Genomic DNA, 23,160 nt, shown 5'->3' on the forward strand with positions numbered 1-23,160 from the left:
TCAGCATATTTGAGATGGGCTTTTTTATTTTCAGTGAATTTTCACCGGCATATGCAACTGAAATTTATAATTTTTATATTTAAGGCATTAATTATTAACCCATTATGAAAAACCTTAAAACCACTTTCGCAATTATACTTTTTACATTCTTCGCCAGCTTTTGCAACGCGCAGCAATTACCAGATAAGGATACCACCAAATACGGCCATAACCCAGCCGTGGGTAAATATGCAGATATAAGAGGATTTAAGATGTACTACGAGGTTTATGGCAAGGGTCAGCCATTGCTTATCATCCATGGCAACGGCGGCTCCATCAATAACTTCAGGTACCAGATCCCTTATTTTGCTAAAAACTACCAGGTGATACTTGCCGATAGCCGCGCCCAGGGAAAATCGGCAGACGATAAAGACTCCTTAAGTTATGAAATGATGACCGACGATCTGAATGCCCTGCTGGATAACCTTAAGCTGAAAGACGTTAATGTGATTGGATGGAGCGACGGCGGCATTGAAGGCTTACTGCTGGCCATTAACCACCCGGATAAGGTGAAAAAACTGGCCGTAACCGGCGCTAATCTTTGGCCCGATACCAGCGCGGTTGATGAGTTTGTGTATAACTATGCTTTTAAGATGAACCAGGTTGCTGCCGATACCATGAAAAAGATAAAAAACCCCACAGCCGAAATGAAAAACCAGGTAAAGCTTTTACACCTGCTAACCTACGAACCGCATATTAAGCTGGAAGCATTAAAGAAAATAACCTGCCCAACATTGGTAATTGGCGGCGATCATGATGTGCTGCGTACCAAACATACCATGCTTATTGCAGATAATATAGCAAACGCTTATTTATGGATCTTGCCAAATTCCGGCCACTCCACCCCAATCTTTTACAGGGACATATTTAACCAGGTGGTCGGCGATTTTTTGAGCAAGCCTTATCGTAAAATTGAGAAATTTGGCAGGTTTGAGTAATTCGTTGAATGGTTGATTAGTGGAGTGGTTCTAAGCAATCGTCCAGTTCCTTATATCCACTACCGCAATCTATCCGCAGATTTTATCAGCTTCTCATCTCTTTGGATGCTTTTTGTTGCCAGGATAAGCAGCACTATACTTAACGAGGTAAGAAACAACCCTATGCCCATTGTTTTGGTATCAAGCTGCACGCTATCGCCAACGGCATTTTTTACGGTTTGCGCCATCCAATAGCTATAACCAATTAATACCAGTATGCAGCTGTAGCAAAGGGCCACCTGCTGTTTACGGTTTTTAAATAAAAATATAATAACCAACGGAATTACTGCCACAACGCCTGTAATGGCTGTAAGTGCTGTAAAAGATGTGGTGTGTTGTTGTATGCCGTTAACATCCTGGTAAATACCAGTAACCATAATACTCGATGGTTTATCGGCTATATAAACGTTGTGGGCCAGCGGAAAAAAGAAAAGGGCAAACAGCACCAAACCGGCAAACAATAAATAGACGCTTTGAATTCGTTGTAACATAACATTAAAATTATGGGGCAAATATAATTGTTTTACGTATTGCCTGCTGTCATTTTATTAGCGCTGCAATTTGCTTTTTATGATAATTAATACCGTATCTTTAAATTTAGTTTCTGATTAGTAATTAATATATGGCCCTTACCCCCGTTAACTCACTATCACCCCAGGAGGTGAAGTTTGAGGATGCCCACCTGAAAAAAATATTTCTGGAACATTTAAACAGCATTTATTGCGGCAAACAGCACCTTATTCATTTTTTTGATGAGATAAGATCGCTTGCCACGCTTAAATTTTTAAAAAACGCCATACAGGATTGTGCCGATGACGCCAAAAGTCAACTGGAGCACATGGATGGTATTTTTGCAGCTATAAACGAAGATCAATCAAAGATTAGCGTATTGGGAATGAAAGCCATGACGCTGGAGGCCTACCTATCTGCCATCAAAACTGGTAAAACCGCAATGGAGCGCGATGTGTTTATCCTGTTTTATTTACAGTTGATTGAGGGCATTGAGGTTACTTATTTTAAAGTATTAAAGAACCTGGCCAAAGCTATTGGCTACAGCAACACTTTTTTAGACAAACCCTTTAACCAAGCCGTTGAAGACAGGATAATGTTTGAATCTATCTACAAAGAATATATTAGTGAGCCGGCTGAATAAACCAAGAATGACCAAATAATGAATACCCATCCCCGGCATATTATTAACTTTGCCGTGTGAGTACCAAACAGCGCTATTTTATTGAACTTGCTTATGATGGCGGCAGCTATCATGGCTGGCAAATACAGCCTAACGCGGTAAGTGTGCAGGAGGTATTGAATAAAGCCCTGGCAACTATTTTACGCCAGCCTATTGAAACCATCGGCTGTGGACGTACTGATACCGGCGTTCATGCAAAGGAGTTTTTCGCGCATTTTGATTTGGAGGTTGATAGCAATGTGGTCGATAGTCCATTGTTTATAGACCATAGTAATGCAGGTAAAACTGAAACACCAACTATGGACCATCATCCATCGCCAATCAACCAAAAACTAAGAAGCCTCAACGCCCTGCTACCTTATGATATTGCCATAAAAAATATATTTCCGGTTAATGAGGATGCACATGCCCGGTTTGATGCCACCTTACGCTCATACCAATACCACATAAATTTTAATAAAGACCCTTTTTTAAGAGGATACTCATGGCTGGTGCGTAATGTACCTGATCTGGAAGTGATGAACCAGGCGGCAACCATAATCATGGAATACACGGATTTTAGTTGTTTCAGCAAATCTAACACGCAGGTAAAGACCAATAATTGCAAAATAACCCGTGCCGAATGGTTAAAAACCGAACAGGGCATGATATTCCATATATCTGCCGACAGGTTTTTACGTAACATGGTACGCGCTATTGTGGGCACCCTCATGATGGTAGGCAAACACGAAATGCCACCCGAGGCCGTACGCGAAATCATCGAAAGCAAGAACCGCTCAAATGCCGGCATGAGTGTGCCTGCATGCGGCTTGTATTTAACGGAAGTAAAATATCCTTTTGGAAATAAATTCTAAACACTAAATTCTAAAATAAAAAGGATTATGTATAAAACCCTAAATGCCTTTACCAAATATTGGCGTAGTTTGTGTTTCTTTATAAATGTTAATTTTAGAGTTTTTTAGATTTAGAGTTCTTTTAAGTTTAGAATTTTCTTTTTTAGAGTTTAGAATTTAGATATTAGAATTTTAACAAAACATGTCTGAAATCACTGGTAAAGCGCTTGATTGGAAACTGTTAAAGCGGGTAATGCACTACGTAAAGCCCTACAACAAAACCTTTGTTGTGGCAGCGTTTTTAACCATCTTTTTGGCGGTTAGTGCTTTGTTGCAGCCCATACTTATCCAGCGCACGCTTGATGTTGATATTTTGGGCGATAATTATAACGGTCTTGTTTTTATGGTGGGACTGATGATAGCACAGCTCATTGTTCAAACGATTGCGCAGTATTACCAAACTTATTTAACAAACGCGCTGGGCCAATCCGTTATCCGTGATCTGCGGATAGATATTTTCAATCACATTACCAGTCTGCGGCTTAAATATTTTGATCGTACGCCTATCGGGATGCTCATTACCCGCACCGTATCTGACCTGGAAACCATTGCCGATATCTTTTCTGAAGGGCTGATCTCCATCATGGGCGATATGCTGCTGGTGCTGGCCGTTATTGGCTATATGCTGTATGAGGACTGGAAACTGGCCCTCATTACGCTTATCCCCATGCCTTTTCTTTTTGCATCAACCTATGTATTTAAGGAAGCCATTAAATCATCTTTCCAGGAGGTACGTACGCAGGTGGCCCGGTTAAATACATTTTTGGCCGAGCATATTTCAGGTATCAGCATTATCCAGTTATTTGCCCGCGAAGACCAGGAGATGCGCAAATTCAAGGATGTAAACCAGAAATACCGCGATGCCAACATCCGCTCCAACTGGTATTACTCTATATTTTTCCCTGTAGTGGAAATTTTGTTTGCCATTTGTATGGGCCTGCTGGTTTGGTATGGCTGTAAACGCATGCTGTCTGATAATCAGCTGGCGGCGTTATCGGCCTCACACAAGGGCATTACACCGGGGGTAATTACAAGCTTTATTGTATTGCTCAATATGCTTTTCAGGCCGATCCGTCAGTTGGCCGATAAATTCAATACCCTGCAAATGGGCATGGTTGGCGCCGACAGGATCTTTAAAGTTTTAGATACCGATGAAGTAGCTACCGACAACGGCACCCTAAAAACCGGCCGCTTAAAAGGCGAGATTGAATTTGACAATGTTTGGTTTGCTTATAATGATGAGAACTGGGTGCTGAAAAACATCAGTTTCCACGTAAAACCCGGTGAAACACTGGCGCTTGTTGGTGCTACCGGCGCGGGCAAATCATCAACCATAAATATCCTTAACCGTTTTTATGAAATAGGCAAGGGCAGTGCTAAAGTTGACGGGCACGATATCCGCGATTACGAGGTGGAGTTTTTGCGCTCGCAGATTGCTACCGTGATACAGGATGTATTTTTATTTACCGATACTATCGCCAACAACATAAGCCTCAATAACCAGGCTATTACCCGCGAGCAAATTATTGCCGCCGCCAAAGACGTTGGCGCGCATGAATTTATTGAGCGTCTGCCCGGCGGATATGATTATAATGTGATGGAACGCGGCGCTACACTTTCAGCAGGGCAATCGCAGCTTATTTCATTTATAAGGGCGCTGGTTTACAACCCCGCCATTTTAGTTTTGGACGAGGCCACGTCATCTGTTGATACCGAAACCGAAATCCTCATCCAGAATGCCATTAATAAGCTGATGCAGGGCCGCACGGCAATAGTGATAGCGCACCGCCTATCTACCATACAAAACGCCGACAGGATCATTGTGCTTGACCATGGCGAGATCATGGAAAGCGGCACCCACCAGGAACTCCTTAAAATTGAGGACGGCCACTATCGCAAACTTTACGACCTACAGTTTAATTCGGCAGGGATAGCGAGGTAGGGTTCCTTTAGTTCACAATTATGGTGGCTGTCATGCTGAGCCTGTCGAAGCAATGGTGGGCAGCGCGCCCCTTCGACAAGCTCAGGGTGAGACCTCATCTTGCAGACATTCTTCTACTTACAGCTTCCTCACATATTTATACAATTCCGATCCTGTGAGTAAGAACGCGCCTACGCCGTAAACTTCGGTACTGTCATCGGTTACCGAATCGGGGCTTGCACCAATGCGCTGTACATTGCCCAGCATCCCATCTGTATGAACAGAGGCTGTAAGCGCCTGCCATGCCTTTTGCACCACCGGCCAGTATATTTTTTTATCTAACAGTTTACGGTTTAATCCCCAAAGTATGGCGTAGGTGTAAAAACCGGTACCACTCGTTTCTTTAACGGGATAACTCTCGGGATCAAGCAGTGAGGCATGCCAGCTGCCATCCGACTGTTGCAGGGAGGCTATTTTGGCTACCATATCTTTATACAGCGCTTCAAACTTCTTCTTCTCGGGATTCTCCTCGGGGATATTCTCCATCACCCGCACCAGCCCGGCCAATACCCAACCGTTACCGCGCGACCAAAAGATTTTTTTACCGTTCTTTTCGGTTTTGTTGAGATAGCTGCCATCTCTAAAATAAAGATGCTCGGCAGGATCATATAAATAAGCCGTGGTTTTCCACCAAAGGGAAATAGCCGTATTCAAATATTTAGGATTTTCGGTTACTGTACTCAAATACGCTAACGCCGGTGGCCCCATAAACAAAGCATCGCACCAGGCCCATTGCCGCTGTGCAATATTGTTTTTCCACTCTAAGGACTCATCATGGGGAGCGTTCACAATGCTATCGCCCTGTTGAATAAAAGGGGCAAGCATGCGCATTTGTTTATATTTTTTATACAGCAGCGAATAGGTTTGCCCAATGCAATAATCGTCGGCCATAAAACGGGATGGACCAGTATCCCAGTTAAGCGCGTTACCGATATTAACAAGGGCGCGTAAATATTCTTCATTGTTTTTTATGGTGCCAAGTGCGTAAATACCGGTGTAGCAGGCGGCGTTTGTCCAGTCGTACTTTTTATGGGTAAAGCCTTTGGTGTTCCATTCGTTCAGCTGCCAATCGGCCACCTTGTGCATTATATTTAGTATCCCGGCTTGTTTAAACAGGGAATCATCGACAGCAGGGGGGCGCTTCACTACCGCGGCATTGGTACTTACAAAAGCCGAAAGCAACAGGCTGCACAGTAGTAAACCGCGACGTTTTAATTTTAAATAAGGTATCATTCTCAAAGGTTAATTGATGGCAGTTAAATATAGGTGATTACTATAATTAATCAACAGTTAATTTGTAAAGAGTGTGGGCAAACGCATACCATATTTGAATTTTGCAACTATTGGATTGATGTTTGCAAACAATACCGCCGTTTGCCGCCTTACCTTTACATCATAAAACAAATAAAAAAACAAAATGGCAAATAACAATAAAATAGCCCTTGTAACCGGCGGTAGTCGTGGCCTGGGTAAAAACGCGGCATTAAGTCTTGCTCAAAAAGGCATCAACGTAATATTTACCTACAACAGCAAAAAAGATGAGGCAGATGCTTTAGTAGCTGAACTCGAAAAAGCAGGCGTAAAAGCAGCCACACTTCAGTTAAACACCGGCAACGTAAAAAGTTTCGACAGTTTTTTTGAGTCGATAACAACCTTACTGAAAGATAAGTTTGATACTGATCATTTCGATTTTTTGATAAACAATGCAGGTATTGGTCACCATGCCCTGTTTGCCGAAACTACCGAAGAAGATTTTGACAACATCCTGAACATCCACTTTAAAGGTGTATTCTTTTTAACGCAAAAAGCGTTACCGTTAATAAACGATGGCGGCCGCATCATTAACCTGTCATCGGGTTTGGCAAGATTCAGCTTCCCGGGTTCAAGCACTTACGCATCCATGAAGGGTGCTGTAGAGGTACTTACCAGGTACCTGGCTAAAGAACTTGGCGCACGCGGTATTACAGCCAACATAGTTGCACCTGGTGCAATTGAAACCGATTTTAGCGGCGGTATGGTGCGTGATAACCAGGAATTAAACAAAACGATCTCAGGCCTTACCGCTCTGGGTCGTGTAGGTTTACCCGACGATATTGGCGGTGTGGTTTCATTTTTATGTACCGAAGATGCCCGCTGGATAAATGGTCAGCGTATTGAGGTATCGGGCGGTATGAATTTATAAGATTCCCTCCCCGCTTTAAATAAAAACCCCGCTGCATCAGGAGATACAGCGGGTGTTTTTTAGGATCGTTGATTCTTACCAATTAATACTACTGATCCAAGCTATACATGCTGATCTCCAACAGGTGCCAATAGTTAGCTTCACCCCATGTTTCCAGCACTTTAATTCTCATGTAACGATAGCGTGTTGTAGCAGCAGGAAACATAAACTGTTCGCCAGCGGTGTTAAAATCCACATCGGTCTGGTTGGTTTGCCCCCTTGGTAAACCTGACGGCTTAACCGAGTTAAAGCTGCCCAGCATTGTCCAGGAACTAAAATTACCGTCAGCGCTTGGGTTATTGCTACCCCAAATTTCAAACCGTTTAGGATTACCCTGATCATAAAGGGCTCCGCCCCCGGTTCTTTGCCATATTTTCATACTGTATAATAATGCCGGCCGGCCCATATCAATAGTAACCCATGAAGGAACCTGATTATTTGCATAGAAACCGGGTTCATCCAGCGTCTTACCATCCCACATGTAAGGTAAATACCATCCATATGCCGAATTAATGTCTGTTGGCAGATCGTATTCTTTAAATAATGACTTATCTAACAAAACAATGTGTAGGATCTTAACAAAATCCACATCCGCAGCCGGACTAAACTCATCGGCCGCGCCAGCCTCCGGGATATAAAATGACCGGTACTTAATATCGGTACCAATTTTATAATCGGTTAATGTAATGGAGCTGCTTTTAGCGTCGAGCTTTGCTTCGGCAGCCGCGCCGGCTGTATTGGTGTACTTTATAGTAGTTGATACGTTACCGGTATCGGGCGAGTTAAAATTTAACTTTAATGAGTTATCGGCACTAAATTCATAAGGAGCGGCCAGGTTTATTGCCCGGTTTGCAAGAGCGCCAGAGTAAACAGCTCCATATACCCTTACATTGTTCAGCTCCTGCCCTACCGATGTATTACCGGCATTATCATGGGCAATTATTTTAAAGGTATAAACATACTCCTTAAGGTTAGGGATAGACACCTTTATTGAATCGCCGGGATCATGTGTTGTGGCATCAACTATAACAGAATCGCTGCCGTTATTCCATGAAACAACATAGTTTTTGATACTGGGATCAGGGCTGGGGTGCCAAACCAGTACAGCCCTTAAATTACCGGCATGGTAAGTTACGCCGGTTGCCAAACCCGGGTACGTAACTTCATGATGATCTAAAAATGACTTATAATCCGTATCGTACCTTTTACAACCAAACATTGCAAAGCATACACATAGGAAAACAGTAACGTTGAATGTGATTTTCATTTTCATAATTTTTTTATTTAACGATTTACTGTGAAGGATCACCAAATAATGTAATTTCCTTAGCGTGAACATAATCAAGCCCGGCCCAGGTTTGTGTACATTGGAACCTTATGAACCTAACGGCAGGCGCGGTGATTGGCATTTTAAAGCTAACCCCATCAGCCCCAAACTGTATGTCTGACGCATTGGCCTGGTTTGCCGGTAAACCCGATGGCGGATTTGGATACACAAAGTTGCCCATGTTAACCCAATCGCCAAGCACGGTACCCACAGGGGTAATACCTGCAGGCCAGGCAGGATAATCTCCCGGCGCATCAACATCAGATCCCCAGATGGTAAACATGCGGGAGTTTTGATAGCCATAGATATCCGGCAGGCGGTTATAAAGCTTAAGACTGCTTATTTTGGCCCGCACACCAAGACTAAAGGTTCCTATTTTTAAAGGAGCACTCAGCGTGTGCCATCCCGGATCGCCCAGGTTGCCATCAAAGAAGTATCTGAACTCCCAGCCGTAACCTATAGGGCTATCGGTACCAAGATGATAAGTGGCAAATTTGGTTTTATCAAGCTCTATTGCAAACAAAGGTGTTAACGTGGTAAACACGGTATCAGAAATATTGCCGAACCTGTCTGTAGTGTAAACACCAAATTTGCGTGGCGTAGCTGCATATCCATCTACCGAAATATTAACAGTATCAGTGCTTAAATACTTGGGCTCAATATCGTCATAGCCCTTAATAGCATCATTATAGGTAATAATGTGAACGGCTATAGGCACTTTATTAGGGTTCAAACCAAAAAAGTTTGCACCACCAAAATCTGGGGTGATGGCAAAGTTGGTATTTACCAGCAGGTAGTTGGGCGTAAGCGGACTTACTGTAACCGTTACCGGATCTGACATGATATTAGCGCGACTTACCGCGTAAAGGGTTACCGTGTAATCCTTAGCCCTTGCAAAACCATCAACCACTATGGTGTCGGTATAATAGCTGGCTTTGGTTTCCCTTGATTTGGTATCGTTAATATTGTAACGGGCAAGTACATAAAGCAAGTTCTTTGAATCGGGCAGGGTATAAGTAAGCCTGGCGCTGCCGTTAAGGTTTTCCACCTTTACGTTAGTTATCGGTCCCGGTTTTGTTTTATCATCAGATACCACCTGAATGTTCGATTCGGCTTTTTTGCATGATGAAAACAGCATAATAAGCAAAACCGGAGCTAACACTAACCATGTAAGGTATCTGCGGTTATTTATCTTTTTCATAATTTATATTTTAATATTAATCATTACAAACACACTATTAATGCGGGTTACTGCTACCAGTACGGGTTTTGCGTAAGGTTTTCATTTACTATCACATCCTGCGTGCTGATAGGCCATAGATAATCCTTTAAGCCAAATACCGGTATAATAACCGTTTGCGGTCGGTAGTAATTGGCAGATGAACCTTCATTAATGTTCCAGCCTTGCAATGGTTTGCTTAACACTTGCTGCAATTCTTTCCAGCGGCGCAGGTCCCAGCCGGTTTGCCCTTCAAATGATAATTCGATGCGGCGTTCCTGGTGAATGATATCGCGCAAACCTTCTTTTGTATTTACCTTATCCGGTGTTTTTGAATAATTGGCCCATGATGCCTGTACACCATCTAACCCGGCCCTTGTTCTTACCTTATCAATATAGTTGTATACATCTGCCGTTGGGCCCTGGGCCTCGTTCAGCGTTTCGGCATATAAAAGGTACAAGCCCGATAAACGGATAAGCGGTAAATGAAAATCAATAGGCGAATAAGTATTATCCATTACCGATTGGTAATTTGCCAGTTTTTTTGGCCAGATACCGGTAAAGTTGGTAGAGTTAAAGCTTTTGGGACCAGATACTGCGAAAATACCGCGGGCCTGTACATAATAAGCTTTACTTTCATCAACCACACCGTTACCAAACCAAATACCGCCATCAAAACCTATAGAAGCATAAAACCTGTTTTCGCGGTTAAAATGTTCTTTAGCAGTTTCGTAGCCTTGCTCAATAAAATGCTTGTTGGCATCATCGCCTACTTGCGGGGTAAAGCGGTTGTTATAATCAAAAGTTTTATCCTGATCTAACGGTACGCCGTGATTGGTATAAAACAATTCCGATTCGGAAAGCGGCACCGCCCAGTTTGACGGGTAAGTATTTGCCAGGCTTACCGATTTTGAAGTTAGCTTGGGTATTACAAATCCCTGGTAACCAAAACCATAGTTTAATGCCCAGATCAGCTCGGGGTTTTGTTCCCATTTTTCAGTTACTGCCGATTGCAGGGTTAATATTTTCTTCAACTCGTCAGACACCGTGCCCACACCTGTTGTAGGCGGCGTGTTATAAAGATGCAGTCCCTGTGCTTCGCACTCTGTTATGGCATCTTTACAGGCATCGGCTGCTTTTTGCCATTTGGTGGCATCATAAGTGGTAGAGAACAGATTTTTACCATCATGATCTTTAAAGCTCACATAATCGGGGTTGCCGTTAAATAATGGGCTGGCAGCAGTAGTTAGCACCTCGGCCTTAACGCTCATGGCAATAAACTTGGTGATGCGGCCAAACTCCTTTGCCTGGTTTTCAATAACCGGTGGCAAATCTGGTATGGCTTCGTCAAGTAATGAAACTACGTAAGCAAACGCCTCATCTGTTGATACCCTTTTACGTTTAAGGCTTTCTGGCGATGCATCAATGGCGTAGCTATCTTTTATTAACAGGATAGGCCCATATAAGCGGATCATGTAATAATGATAATAGGCTTTAAGGAATTTAACTTCGGCTATCCAGCGTTTCTTTTCGGGTGCACCAAGGTCAATAGGTTTATCAATATTTTCCAGCATAGTATTACACCGCCTTAAAGCCTGGAAAATATTTACAGCGCCAACACCGCCACCCCAATAATTTAAAATAGGGTTACCGGTGCTTTGTACACCCCTGATAAGGTTAAACCCATTCTGATCGAAAAAATTAGCAGTAAGGTTATTGGGGTAAATAATTTCCGACGATGTAGTAAAGCCCGCGTTATAAATAACATCGTTCATGTGCTGCATGGTGGAGTAGCATCCAAAAAGATAATTTTCGGCCTCGTTCCTGTTCCTGAATGCGTAATCAAGCGTACCCACATTATCGGGGGTTACATCAAGATATTTTTTACATGAAATGCTCGTCATACAAAGCATCGTCATGAAAATAAATTTATAATATGATCTCATATCGTATGTTTTAATCTGTTAATGATTATAAATTCACGTTTAGGCCAATATTGAACACCTTTTGAATAGGATACGCGAATCCGTTACCCGCCTGCTCAGGATCCCACATTTTGAAGGGGCTCCAGGTAAGCAGGTTTAACCCGTTAAAATATATCCTGCAATTGGTAAGCTTCAATGATTTTGATATGCGCACCGGCAGTGTATAACCTATTTCCAATGATTTAAGGCGCATAAAGCTTGCATCGCGCAGCCACCATGTGCTGGGCTGTATGTTGTTTTCAATTGCCGCACGGGTAGTACCTAATCTTGGATAATCGGCATAAAGATTTTGGTTCTCTTCGCTCCAGTGGCTATCTGCAAAATCTTTTAATACCTGCGTATTACCGTAAACGTAAGCATCCGGACTTGGTATAAACGGACTTACCCTTGTTGGATCAACAAAGAAAGATACCCTTGCCTGCCCCTGGAAAAATGCCGAAAGATCAAATCCTTTAAAGCCAGTGGAGAAACCAAAGCCGTAAACAATTTCGGGTGTTTGCGGATAACCTAAAAAGGTTAAATCCAGGTTATCAATTTTACCATCGCCATTTAAATCGCGGTATTTGATATCACCACCCTGCGGAGGGATCCCGCTGCCACTGAATATTTGCGATGGGGAGTTCTTTGCTTCCTGATCATCAACAAATAAGCGTTCGGCCACGTAACCGTAACCACGGCTTATAGGCTGACCAATAAAATGCCGCCATGGCTCTTTATAGTTGGGCTCTTCTATGTAGGTGTACTTATTGGTTGAGTAAGTAAAGTTACCCCTGAAGGATGCCCACAAACCGTTATTAAAGTTTTGCTTATAATCTGCAGAGAGGTCCATACCTTTTGAATCGGCCACACCCAAATTGGTGCTGATGGTTGATTCAAAACCTTCGCTTGATGGCACCTGCCTGTCGCGCAGGATATCGTAACGGTGGTTTTTATAAAACTCGGCTACAATGTTCAGGTTTTTGAGCAGCGTCATTTCAACCGCTAAATTGGTTTGCCTTGAAGTTTCCCAGGTGATGTTGTCATTTTCATAACTGTTAATGTACACACCTTTACGTTCGTACGAGTTATTGAAACCAAACTGCGCGTAGTTAGGGCCTGTTGACAGGTTAACATCAGACAGGTAGAAGAAACGCTGCTGACCGATGGCATCGTTACCCACTAAACCATAGCTGGCGCGAAATTTCAAACGATCGATAATAGCAGGGTTCCAGAACTTTTCGTTAGATACCACCCATGATGCACCAATAGTTGGAAAGAAACCATATCTGTGGTTTTCAGAAAAACGCTCAGAGCCGTTGTAACCAAAGTTACCCTCAATAAAATACTTGCTTTTATAACCGTAAGTTAACCTGCCGGCCAAACCAAGGTTACGGAAAGGCAAGGAGTACTGTAAGGTGGTAGTATTTGTTTTAGGATCCTTAGCACTTGAATAAACAGTTTGCTGCATGGTGCCAATAAGAGTGGCGTTAATGTTATGATCGCCCAATTGTTTATTGTAATCAAGCGCTGTTTGCAGGTACAGGAAGGTATCGGCATTTGGCTCGTTCTTACTGTAAGACAGGTACTCCTGCGCCACGTTGTAGCCCGTAGGCTGTGGATTAAGCCAGGTTAAGGTATACTGATCTGTAGGTTTATCGTACGTATTTACGTTATAGTAAAAAGGACTGTAAGCCAGCTGCGAATCAAAATATGAGTGCCTGTTAGTATTAAACAAAGTCCTGAATTTTAAGCCATCGGTTAAAAAGTTCAAATTCTGGTTTAACTCCAACTGCGCCGACATCCTTGATTCCGACGAGTTTTTATGCCCTCTTAATAAAGCAGCATAAGGGTTATTGTACAATATATTGTTGTTGCTTGTGCCATCGGCTGTACCAACGTTACCAAACAGGATATGCTGCGCGTTCATATTTGCCGCATCAGGCTGAAAATACGCGGGAAACAATACCGGGCTGGTGTGGATAGCGATGTTATAAAGATCAGACGCGAAAGAACCGTCTGTAGTGATAGGACCATTATACTCATTAAAGTTACCGGATAACCTTACAATGATCTCGGTAGTTTTGGTAAGGTTAATGTTGATGTTGGAACGTAACTGGTAATTCCTGAATTTAACGTTGTTATCGTTATTATTGCGGATATCTGTTCTTAACACGCCATTATCCTGGTTGTAAGTACCGGTTATGTAGTAACGCGCCAGCCCGCTGCCGCCATTAATACTCAGGTTATTACGCTGGGTGGTGGCATTCTTTTTAAACAACAGTTTAAGCCAGTCAACCGCCGGGTAAACGTAGGCATTGCTGCCGGGTGTACCGTTAATGGTGTTTATGGTATTGTTTATTTTGCTTTGAGGAAACGGGATAGGCAATTTAGGATCACGTGTTAACGAAGCCTCGTTATACAAATTCATGTACTCGATAGGGTCAACGATCTCCGGTGTTTGGGTAGCCTGAGATGATGAATACTCCGACCGGAAGTTGATCTTGGCCGGGCCTTCCTTACCCTCTTTAGTAGCCACCAGGATAACGCCGTTGGCACCCCTTGCACCGTAAAGCGCGGTAGCACTCGCATCCTTTAATATGGAAAAGCTGGCAATATCATCAACCTGCAAACGTGCCAGGTCTGTTGTGGTAAGTTCTACGTTATCTATCAAGATAAGTGGGTCTTGCTTGTAGCCGAAGGTTGTTACACCACGCACAAAAAACGAAGCGTTATCCTGCCCCGGCTGACCGCTGCGCTGATAGGCAATTATACCAGCCGCCTGCCCAGCAAGCGCGGTAGTAAGGTTGCTCGATGGTATTTTTAGCTCGCCGGGTTTAATACTGGTAACCGAGCCTACCAAGGCTTCTTTACGCTCCTTTTTACCAAAGGCGGTAATTACAACCTCATCTTTAATTAAGGATGCTTCCTTTAAAATAATATTAAACACCCTGTTTTCACTTGTAACTGTAATATGCTGGTCTACATAACCTACAAATGAAATTCTGATGGAGGTTCCCGGCGCAACATCAAGCACAAATTTTCCGTTTTGGTCCGTAGTTGTGCCTATGTTTTTAACGTTTTCGGCGGTAATGCCCGCGCCCGGAATTTTGAGGCCTAAAGTATCGGTAACCGTACCTGTAATGGTAACTTTGGTTTGCGCGTACGTTGGGCAACAAAATAAGGTTAATAGCAAAAGCATTAAAAAGCCTGGCAGCAGGTATTGCTTAGACCTTTTATACTTTTTTAAAAACACTTTACTAAAAATGTAAGATTGCTTCATAAAATTGGTTCATAAAAATTATTTCAATTAATTGGGTTTAATCAAATCAGTTTCTTTATTATCCACTGGATTTTAAGGGAGGGAATAAGGAATTTTAACGCAGCTACGTTCGCAATAACAAGGCAAAAAATGGCCGTTAGGCGCTTTTTCGTAAAAGCCCTTTAGTTAAATAAAATGATGTGCTTAGCTTATTTGCTGCGCAATTTACCTGGTCAGGGTAAATTGGATATTTTCTCCCCTTTAAGTTAAAAGTCAGTTTTTCTACATACAGAGTTGGTTTAGTTAATAATTGGTTCTGTAAATGTAAGTGGAGGGATGAGTTTTAAAAATGGATAAACTTTCAAAAAAGATGGACAATTTTATGAATTTAATACAAATAATTGTTTTGTCTATTATTTGCCCGGTCTGAAAATCGATTGCGAAACAAAAAACTATCGATGTTAATAGATTATTTAGCATATAATTTGCGTGATAAAGATTTTATCCATCACGACACAACCACAAAAAGCTGTGGATAAAAGATTTACTTCAAATAAAAATGAGCAGGGTTTTATTAAAGAAGATAATTTAACCGATGGAGTTACCGGATAGTGCCGAATTTATAGACGATAGTTTCCTCAAACACTTCGCCTACATTTAGTACGGCTGAGGGAAATATTGGTTGATTAGGACTATCCGGGCAATGCTGACATTCCAGGCACAACCCATCAAAGGGTTGGTACTTGCGCATTGCATGGCCGGGGGCTTTACTGTGCAAATAGTCGGCAGTATAAAGCATAAGAGCGGGGTAGGTGGTAAACACTTCCATCCATCTGCCCGATGTTTGTTCCTGAAGTTTGGCCGCGGGTTTAAGTTGTTCAGGACTAACGTTAAGTAAATAACAATCATTTAAACCGGTCACTTTATCCCCGTTTATGTTCATGTTATTTTTAACGGGGGTATTCAGAAAAACTTTATTCCCGGCAGCTTTTATTACGCCTGTCGGCGTGTAATCTGCATCGGCTTCCAGTATATTATCGGCATAAATTGTTAACAGATGATCCTGGATATCTTGGCCAGTGTTTGATAAATTGAAATAGGCATGGTTAGTAAAATTAGCAATCGTTTTCTTATCACTTGTTGCAGTGTAAGTTATAATCAACTCGTTCAGATCTGTCCACCGGTAATTTACCGTAAGGCTAAGATTGCCGGGATAGCCCCCTTCCCCATCCTTACTCAAAATAGTGAACGACACACTGCCATCTGTAATAACATAATCAAAAACCTTTTTATTAAAACCAGCGTTGCCACCGTGGTTGGAGTTTTTTCCGTCGTTGTTCTCCAGTTGATAGACAACGCCATCCAATGTAAACTGTGCACCGGCTATCCTGTTGGCAAACCGACCTACAGTTGAGCCAATGTAGCAATCATCATCCAGGTATCCCTGCAGATCGGGAAAACCCAGGACCACATTACCAAGATTATTATCACCATCGGGCACTACTACCGATACCAGCGTGGCCCCGTAATTGGTAAGTTCAATATACGCACCGGCAGCATTCACCAGCTTAAAAAGATAAACGGGCCGGCCCTCATGTGTGCCCCATAGCTTACTTGATATTGTGGCCCGCCCGCCTATCATAAATTCCGTCATTTTTATTACAAGATAGATTATATTACTGTAAACTTAACCGCCTGATGCTATTTTACGATCATGTTGTTGTATGGTTCAACTTTAAGGCTTGCTGTGCCCTTACCTAACGCATCTGCATTAAACTCAATTTTTATCGTTTTGGTTTCGCCCTTTAGCAGGGAGAAATAATTGTCGCTGGTTATGGCTGGCAAAATCTGCTCGCCGGTGGCCGAATTTATGGTCTGTACCCTTACCCCAAAAGCTACCGCCACCGATGACGAAGGATTGGTGATCTGCGCGGTGATATAATACTTGCCATCGCTTTTTACTGTTTTTGAACTTACTTTCAGATCAACCTTCGGCAAAGTGCTCAGTGCCGAGTAATCTTTGCGTTTGTTGCCCCTCCAGTAAAAGTTATCTGATACCAGTTTGCCTGCTTTATCGGTTAATTTAAGCTTGATGAAATGCACCGCCGATAGCCCTTCGCTGGCTACATCGCCCTGGTAAACTTCAAAGTTCCATAAGGAGTAGCCCCAGTAAGTTCCGCGTTCTACACCCTGCACCCTAACGTAGCGAGCCGTATTTTCAACAAAGCTTATCTGCTGCTCGCCGGGGCGGCCCTCATTAGTTACGTAAACATCGTTCCACCTTTTGGCATCGTTTGATACCTGTACCTTGAATGTTTTAGGGTAAGCGTCTTCCCAGTTAAGGCCCACGCCGTTTATTACCTCTTCCTTACCCAGGTCTACATAGATCCACTCATCATCGTTTGATCTGCTGGCCCAGCGCGTGCCGTTATTGCCATCGTTCACCGCGCTTGGGTCGCCATTGGTTGAGGATGAGGCAAACACCGGTTTATTGAGTGCCAGGTTAAGTTTACTTTCGCTCAGTTTCAGTTTAAAGCATTCCGTAGCACTATTGGATGGTGCATCTATTGTTTTTGAATCGCTGTAATGGTTTACCAGTTTGCCGTCCAGGTTATAGATTTCAGCGGTTGCTGTTAATTCTCCAGCATCGGCATGGGTGGTATTGATCACCTTAATGGCATTGTCAACCGGGTTCCATTGGATGTGCAGCGGCTCGCAGGCTTTTTTGGCACCGTAATAAGCTCCTGTTAAATCGTAATAGTAATCATATGTTTGCCACACCATTGATGGGTATGCCGACTGGCTCATCCAGGTCATGATGCCCGACGCATCTTCGCCGATATGGTCCTGCCAACCTTCAAACATGGCCTTGTTGGCTTCCACATTTACAAACTGGGCCTTGCGGCAATAATCTTCAATATCTTTGGCCGTGCCGTAGGCATTTACGCTTGCATCATAATTATCAGGACCGGCGTTAAATGCGAGTGGACCAAAAAAGTGTTGGTTCCACATTTCGTTACGCGGCCACCATTTGTCTTTAGGGATAAACCTTTTAAAACTTTCAAAATTGGTGAATACTGCCGTACCCAATTCGGTACGCAAGCCCCAGCCTTTGTTACCTCCTGTGGCTGTGGGGTAAGCAGTAAAATAAAACCGTGGGTCGCGGTTATCCCAGGGACCGCTACCTGTCAAATTTTCGGCGTGCGAGTTGGGTTGATACCAGCGGTCGCCACCATCAAAAGTAGTCAGGTCTTCCTTTAGCCAGCCGCTAAGCGGCGGCTCGGGCCAACCCTCGTTATCGGCACACCAAACCGCAATGGCCGGGTGGTTGCGGAAACGTTTTATTTTTTCAATAGCATTGCTGTTAAAGGCATTCAGGTCGGCAGGCAGGTTGGGGTTGGCATTCAGCCAGAACTCATCCCAAACCATAATACCATATTTATCGCAGGCATCGTAAAATTCCTCATCGGTAGTTGAACCTATCCAGTTACGGATCATGTTAAAGTTCATTTCGCGATGCAGTTTTATTTTGGTATCGTACTCATCGCCGCGGCAGCGCAGCAAATATTCTGACATACCCCAGGCGCCGCCCTTTATAAATACGGGGGTACCATTTATAGCTACGTGCAATACATGACCAACCGTATCATAACTGTATCTTTTTATGCCGAATTTAATATGTTGCACATCAGATACCTGGTCGCCAACGGTAAGACTTAGCTTACAATCATACAAATTTGGATCACCATAGCCGTTTGGCCACCAAAGTTTGGGGCTGTGGATCATCAATTGCGAAAAATATCTTTTATCCATTTTCACGGTTGTGCTGCCGTTGGCATCAACAAATACCTTTTGCGAAAACTCGATATTGCCGGGATTGATCACGCCTTTTATATAGCCCTGCTGACCGGCAGTGGTATTGTTTTTAACTTCCAAAGCTACAGACAAATCGGCCCGTGCATTGGTAGGCAGCTTGGTTTGGATCCAGGGATCCTGAATGGTGAGGTCGCCGGTATTGGTGAGGTAAACCTTATCGGTGATGCCTGAGTTAAGACCCGGTACATAGGGCATCCAATCCCAGCCGGCGCTTGATACATAGTTGGGGCTGCCTATATTGGCCAGCGGTTGTTTAGGGATAAACACCAGCACGGTCAACACGTTCTTTTGTTTGCGGCTGGCAATATCTGTAATATCAAAATTTCCGCGCTGCATAAAACCATCAAGTGTGCCCAGTTTAATGCCATTCAGGTAGATATCGGCCTTACGGTTTACACCTTTAAAATTCAGCCAGATCTTTTTTTTGGTGTAATTGACAGGTATGTTAAATTCTGTACGGTACCAGAAGCTGCGGTTGTATTTGGTACGATCTACCTTGTAAATATTATCGGCATAGTTGGGATCTTTTTCCAATCCGGCTGCTACGTAGGAGGCAAAAACAGTTCCGGGTACTACAGCCGCCACCCAGTTTTGGGTATTGTAATTGGGTTGGTTCATCTCCGCAGGATTAACAACATCAGCCTGAGGGGTTACTTTCCAAACCTGTTTACCGGTACTGCTAAGTGAAACTATGTTAGACTGTGCAAACGAGATTGAACCAATGCAAGTAAGTAATAAAGTAGCAATGAATTTAAAATTTGCTATGTAATTTTTTAACATGTTTAGTTTTAAGAATTAGGTATTGATTTTAGATAAAAACCCACTGACTGCCGTTTGGCTACCAGTGGGTTTTTACTTAATCATTAAATAACATTCAATTGCTGCGCAGCCATTTCCAGATGGGCCATGCCACCGGTGTGCGCAGCATCAAGCTCCAATACCTTGTTGAACATACAATTTGCAGCCTCATGATCATGCAAACCAAGCAATCCCAAACCTTGTAAAAAGTAAGTATGGATGCGGTTACGCACATTCAGATCGTCATCAAAGATGAGCAGGTTGGGTAGTGATACAGCAAAGTAATCAATCTTCACCTCATCGTTTTCGTGGGCTTTGCCATAGCTAACCAGTTTATCAAAGATGTGTTTTGCCTTTTTGTCATTGCCAAGTTTTTTCCAGCCGAGGCCCTGGTAAAAAATCTTATCGGGTTGCTGGTCGTTATAAAAAACAGCTGCCGACGGTTCATCCAAACCAACTGTAGCCTGCTCAAAATATTTTTTTGCTTCGGTTTGATTGCCGGCTAATTCATAGGCGCATCCTAACCAATAATCAATATCATTTTCCTGAGTGCCGTAAAGTTTGCCTTCGCCCAGGTTATGCGGATAGCTTTTGGCAGCGTTTAAATTGGCAATGGCTTTATCATACAAACCTTCGGCGCAATATTTTTTAGCTAACTGAACCAGACTAAATACGTACTGGCCCGATGCCTTGCCTTCGCCGCCCTCCCAGGGGTGAAACTGGCGTTTGTTCAATAATTCAAGCGCGGTATCGTAGTTACCGGTGAGGTTATATAGGGTAACTTTTTCTAAATAAGTATCATCGCGCTGATCTGCTACCGCGAGGTTGGACTCGATGAATTTCAGGCGTTCCTGTGGCGAGCGGTTCAACCTTTTATAAAGCTGGTCGAGCTCCATAAAAACACGGGCATCGGTGTTATCCAAAGCAAAGGCTTTTTCAAAGTATTCCAGCGCTTTTTCGGCATTATTTTGCTTATTGAAATAGGCAATAGCCAAATTCCTGAACACCGTAGGGAAGCTATCATCCTTTTGCGCCGATTGCTCCCAATAACCAATAGCATCGGCATACTGGCGTTTATCGTAAAACAAGTTTCCTAAATAATACGGAGCTTTAGCGTCGGCCGGATTAATTTCGATTGCCAGTTTCAATATGTTCACCTCATCTAACCGGTTAGGGAAACACAGGTACGGATCGGCAGCGGCGGCTTTTTCAAACCAGGCTTTTGCATCTGCCTGCAACCCTGCATTGTGGCTAAACCAACCGAGGCTATAATATACCATTGGGTTTGTACCCCGCTCTTTTAAGGTAAGCTGCAGTAATTGGCTGGCCTCGGTATATAAACCTGCGGCGGCGTAATCCAAAGCGTATTCTATAAAATTCTGGTCGTCGTTTCTTGATAGGGAGATCAACTCATCCAAACATTTGGCAACCTGCTCGGCATCGCCGCTTTGTTTGTACACCTGTACCTTTTCGAAGATAACACCCAGGTTAAAGCCATCACGTTCCAAAGCTATATCCGCAACTTTTAACGCTTTATCCAATTGGTTAAGCTTGCGGTAAGCAGCCATTTTTATAACATAGGCTTTGCTGTTATTCGCGTTCCTGTCCAACGATTGGGTAATATGATCCAGCGAAAGGGCGTAATGACCACGTGCCATATCTATCTGTGCTACCGCAAAAAAACCGGTATCCTTCCAGGCATTGCTCCAGGTTGATTTGTAGGAAACGGTGTACGCTTCATCTGCGCGATCAAGATATTTTAAACAAAGACCCAGGTTATAATACGGCTCGCTATCATAAGGATTAGGGTTACGCTGAATGCTGGTTTCAACCGCTGTTCTTAAAAAGGCTTCGGCTTTGGCAAACTGGCCTTTGCGCAGGTACCATTTGCCCAAGGCGTTATTATTACGCAAATCTGTAGGCTCACGGCGCAATGCTTCCTCATAATAGGGCACCGGGCTGTAAGTAGCATGACGGTACTGCTCCAAATGCTGGGCAGTTAAAAACAGCTGTTCCACGCTTTCTACATCGGCAGGTTCCAAAGCAGGTTTCGCAGCTGTAGGTAGTTCGTTCAGTTTGTTTTTGGCTGGCTCGTAACGCAGCACTTCCTGATTATTGTTGTCGGTTATAATCAGCAGCAATTCGTTCTCGTTTAAGCTGGCACCTATGGCCAATTCTTTTACAAAAACATCTTCGGGGCTAATAGTTACGTTGTGTTTAAACAGTTCAGCATCATTATGGCTCAGACTAACGGTAAGGTTTGGCTGCGCCGATGTAACCTGTATCTTGATAGTTACTTTATCTCCCGTTTTGCTCAGGGCTAATAAAATATCTTTTGACGCGTTTTTTACCATGCCCAATTCGCGGTATGGCAAAAAGTATTGCGTAAAAGTTTTTTCTTCGTAAGGCATCAGCCAGCTAAAATCGGGCTGATTATCGGTGAACACGCCTGTCATCAATTCAATGTACGGACCGTCCTCGTCGGTAAGGTTCCTGTCCCAGGCTTGGCCGAAATCGCTGTGCCCCCATGTCCATTGTTTTTTACCGGGTGATACATGGTGATTAGCTACGTGGAGCAAACCTGCCTGGCTATCATGCTCATATCCCCCCACAAAATCATAATCAGAATTGATGGCCATATACGAGGTAGGCACCGGAATATTCTTATACATCGAAATATCGGTACCTGGTGAATAATCAACTTTGTAATAAGTACCCGTGGCGATTGGAAAATCAGATACATCTCGCTTGCCGTGGTCAAATACCGCGTTAACATCTGGCGGGAAAACCGATTGATAATAATCATTAACCTTTACTGCCGGGTTAGCCCACCATAAAAAGGTTTGTGGCAGGGCCGAACGGTTAAACAATTTTGCTTTTATTTCGATGTATGCAGTATCGGGGCGTAACGTAAAACCAGCCATCCCCTTGGTATGGAACATGCGCTCCACCTCGTTAACCCAAATGGTTTTGCTGCCGTCGGCATGTTCTTCCAGTTTGTAATCTATCGGATCAAAAGTACTTGGGCGATGGTGCTGCGGCCAGTTAAACTCAATACCACCAGAGATCCAGGGCCCGGTTAAACCAACCAGCGCAGGTTTAATTACCTGGTTATGGTATATGAAATGGCGCTGTTTTATTTTATCAAAAGCTGTTTGAATACGGCCGCCTAATTGCGGCAATATCATCACTTTAATGTATTTGTTTTCAAGAAACAGACCTATGTATTCTTTATCCTCTTTTTCGTCGGCAATTTTTTCGATAACGGGATTTGGATAAACCACGCCGCTGCTGCCCTGGTAAACACGTTTTTCAAAAAACATAGGGTTTTTATCGGGTTTACCAACGCCATAAGTAGGGATCACTACTACCTCTTCCCAAACGGAAACACTTGAAGTTTGCATAATATATGTA

14 protein-coding genes are annotated in these 23,160 nt (G+C 43.3%); 5 read left to right on the forward strand and 9 right to left on the reverse strand.

Features of this window, described 5'->3' with window-relative positions:
- The first annotated feature begins 104 nt into the window (after positions 1 to 104).
- Positions 105 to 977 carry an alpha/beta fold hydrolase gene (locus BLS59_RS15310; RefSeq protein ID WP_091150158.1) on the forward strand — a complete coding sequence of 291 codons (873 nt, stop codon included), beginning with the start codon at positions 105 to 107 and terminating at the stop codon, positions 975 to 977.
- Positions 978 to 1,036: 59 nt separating this feature from the next.
- On the opposite strand, the gene BLS59_RS15315 is transcribed toward BLS59_RS15310, so the two are convergent.
- Positions 1,037 to 1,507 (reverse strand): DUF4293 domain-containing protein, encoded by a 471-nt coding sequence (locus BLS59_RS15315; protein ID WP_091150159.1) that lies wholly within the window; start codon positions 1,505 to 1,507, stop codon positions 1,037 to 1,039.
- Positions 1,508 to 1,638: 131 nt separating this feature from the next.
- Here BLS59_RS15315 and BLS59_RS15320 point away from each other — a divergent pair, with 131 nt between their 5' ends.
- The 3 genes from BLS59_RS15320 (at position 1,639) to BLS59_RS15330 (ending at position 5,043) form a co-directional block, all read left to right on the forward strand.
- Positions 1,639 to 2,169 (forward strand): DUF892 family protein, encoded by a 531-nt coding sequence (locus BLS59_RS15320; protein ID WP_091150160.1) that lies wholly within the window; start codon positions 1,639 to 1,641, stop codon positions 2,167 to 2,169.
- A 56-nt stretch (positions 2,170 to 2,225) separates the two neighbouring features.
- The gene (gene truA, locus BLS59_RS15325; RefSeq protein WP_091150161.1) at positions 2,226 to 3,062 is read left to right on the forward strand and encodes a tRNA pseudouridine(38-40) synthase TruA; all 837 of its coding nucleotides are present in this window, start codon (positions 2,226 to 2,228) and stop codon (positions 3,060 to 3,062) included.
- 181 nt (positions 3,063 to 3,243) lie between these two features.
- The gene (locus BLS59_RS15330) at positions 3,244 to 5,043 is read left to right on the forward strand and encodes an ABC transporter ATP-binding protein (protein WP_091150162.1); all 1,800 of its coding nucleotides are present in this window, start codon (positions 3,244 to 3,246) and stop codon (positions 5,041 to 5,043) included.
- A 117-nt stretch (positions 5,044 to 5,160) separates the two neighbouring features.
- Here BLS59_RS15330 and BLS59_RS15335 read toward each other — a convergent pair whose 3' ends face one another.
- Positions 5,161 to 6,315 carry a glycoside hydrolase family 88/105 protein gene (locus tag BLS59_RS15335; protein WP_091150163.1) on the reverse strand — a complete coding sequence of 385 codons (1,155 nt, stop codon included), beginning with the start codon at positions 6,313 to 6,315 and terminating at the stop codon, positions 5,161 to 5,163.
- Between the two features lie 184 nt (positions 6,316 to 6,499).
- On the opposite strand from BLS59_RS15335, the gene BLS59_RS15340 reads away from it, so the two are divergent.
- Positions 6,500 to 7,264 carry an SDR family NAD(P)-dependent oxidoreductase gene (locus BLS59_RS15340; protein WP_091150164.1) on the forward strand — a complete coding sequence of 255 codons (765 nt, stop codon included), beginning with the start codon at positions 6,500 to 6,502 and terminating at the stop codon, positions 7,262 to 7,264.
- 88 nt (positions 7,265 to 7,352) lie between these two features.
- Here the strand turns inward: BLS59_RS15340 and BLS59_RS15345 are convergent, their stop codons facing one another.
- The 7 genes from BLS59_RS15345 to BLS59_RS15375 all read right to left on the reverse strand — a co-directional run bounded on the left by BLS59_RS15345 (position 7,353) and on the right by BLS59_RS15375 (position 23,150).
- On the reverse strand, positions 7,353 to 8,570 hold the full coding sequence (locus BLS59_RS15345; RefSeq protein WP_162842649.1) for a DUF4998 domain-containing protein: 1,218 nt from the start codon (positions 8,568 to 8,570) through the stop codon (positions 7,353 to 7,355).
- Between the two features lie 25 nt (positions 8,571 to 8,595).
- A complete protein-coding gene (locus tag BLS59_RS15350) occupies positions 8,596 to 9,831 on the reverse strand; it encodes a DUF4959 domain-containing protein (RefSeq protein WP_091150166.1) in 1,236 nt (411 codons plus the stop codon).
- A gap of 53 nt (positions 9,832 to 9,884) precedes the next feature.
- The gene (locus tag BLS59_RS15355) at positions 9,885 to 11,795 is read right to left on the reverse strand and encodes a RagB/SusD family nutrient uptake outer membrane protein (protein WP_091150167.1); all 1,911 of its coding nucleotides are present in this window, start codon (positions 11,793 to 11,795) and stop codon (positions 9,885 to 9,887) included.
- A gap of 25 nt (positions 11,796 to 11,820) precedes the next feature.
- A complete protein-coding gene (locus BLS59_RS15360; RefSeq protein WP_240315249.1) occupies positions 11,821 to 15,093 on the reverse strand; it encodes a SusC/RagA family TonB-linked outer membrane protein in 3,273 nt (1,090 codons plus the stop codon).
- Between the two features lie 580 nt (positions 15,094 to 15,673).
- Positions 15,674 to 16,726, reverse strand: a complete 1,053-nt coding sequence (locus BLS59_RS15365) for an aldose epimerase family protein (protein ID WP_205411275.1) — start codon at positions 16,724 to 16,726, stop codon at positions 15,674 to 15,676.
- Positions 16,727 to 16,773: 47 nt separating this feature from the next.
- On the reverse strand, positions 16,774 to 19,728 hold the full coding sequence (locus BLS59_RS15370) for a discoidin domain-containing protein (RefSeq protein WP_091150168.1): 2,955 nt from the start codon (positions 19,726 to 19,728) through the stop codon (positions 16,774 to 16,776).
- An 83-nt stretch (positions 19,729 to 19,811) separates the two neighbouring features.
- Positions 19,812 to 23,150 carry a tetratricopeptide repeat protein gene (locus BLS59_RS15375; protein WP_091150169.1) on the reverse strand — a complete coding sequence of 1,113 codons (3,339 nt, stop codon included), beginning with the start codon at positions 23,148 to 23,150 and terminating at the stop codon, positions 19,812 to 19,814.
- Positions 23,151 to 23,160 lie beyond the last annotated feature (10 nt).

The organism is Mucilaginibacter pineti (assembly GCF_900101875.1).
In the GTDB taxonomy this organism is placed as follows: domain Bacteria; phylum Bacteroidota; class Bacteroidia; order Sphingobacteriales; family Sphingobacteriaceae; genus Mucilaginibacter; species Mucilaginibacter pineti.

Bases quoted from the DNA above. Each gene is read 5' to 3' on its own strand.
- BLS59_RS15310 (WP_091150158.1), top strand. From the start codon at position 105: ATGAAAAACCTTAAAACCACTTTCGCAATTATACTTTTTACATTCTTC.
- BLS59_RS15315 (WP_091150159.1), bottom strand. From the start codon at position 1,507: ATGTTACAACGAATTCAAAGCGTCTATTTATTGTTTGCCGGTTTGGTG.
- BLS59_RS15320 (WP_091150160.1), top strand. From the start codon at position 1,639: ATGGCCCTTACCCCCGTTAACTCACTATCACCCCAGGAGGTGAAGTTT.
- BLS59_RS15330 (WP_091150162.1), top strand. From the start codon at position 3,244: ATGTCTGAAATCACTGGTAAAGCGCTTGATTGGAAACTGTTAAAGCGG.
- BLS59_RS15335 (WP_091150163.1), bottom strand. From the start codon at position 6,315: ATGATACCTTATTTAAAATTAAAACGTCGCGGTTTACTACTGTGCAGC.
- BLS59_RS15340 (WP_091150164.1), top strand. From the start codon at position 6,500: ATGGCAAATAACAATAAAATAGCCCTTGTAACCGGCGGTAGTCGTGGC.
- BLS59_RS15345 (WP_162842649.1), bottom strand. From the start codon at position 8,570: ATGAAAATCACATTCAACGTTACTGTTTTCCTATGTGTATGCTTTGCA.
- BLS59_RS15350 (WP_091150166.1), bottom strand. From the start codon at position 9,831: ATGAAAAAGATAAATAACCGCAGATACCTTACATGGTTAGTGTTAGCT.
- BLS59_RS15355 (WP_091150167.1), bottom strand. From the start codon at position 11,795: ATGAGATCATATTATAAATTTATTTTCATGACGATGCTTTGTATGACG.
- BLS59_RS15360 (WP_240315249.1), bottom strand. From the start codon at position 15,093: ATGAAGCAATCTTACATTTTTAGTAAAGTGTTTTTAAAAAAGTATAAA.
- BLS59_RS15365 (WP_205411275.1), bottom strand. From the start codon at position 16,726: ATGACGGAATTTATGATAGGCGGGCGGGCCACAATATCAAGTAAGCTA.
- BLS59_RS15370 (WP_091150168.1), bottom strand. From the start codon at position 19,728: ATGTTAAAAAATTACATAGCAAATTTTAAATTCATTGCTACTTTATTA.
- BLS59_RS15375 (WP_091150169.1), bottom strand. From the start codon at position 23,150: ATGCAAACTTCAAGTGTTTCCGTTTGGGAAGAGGTAGTAGTGATCCCT.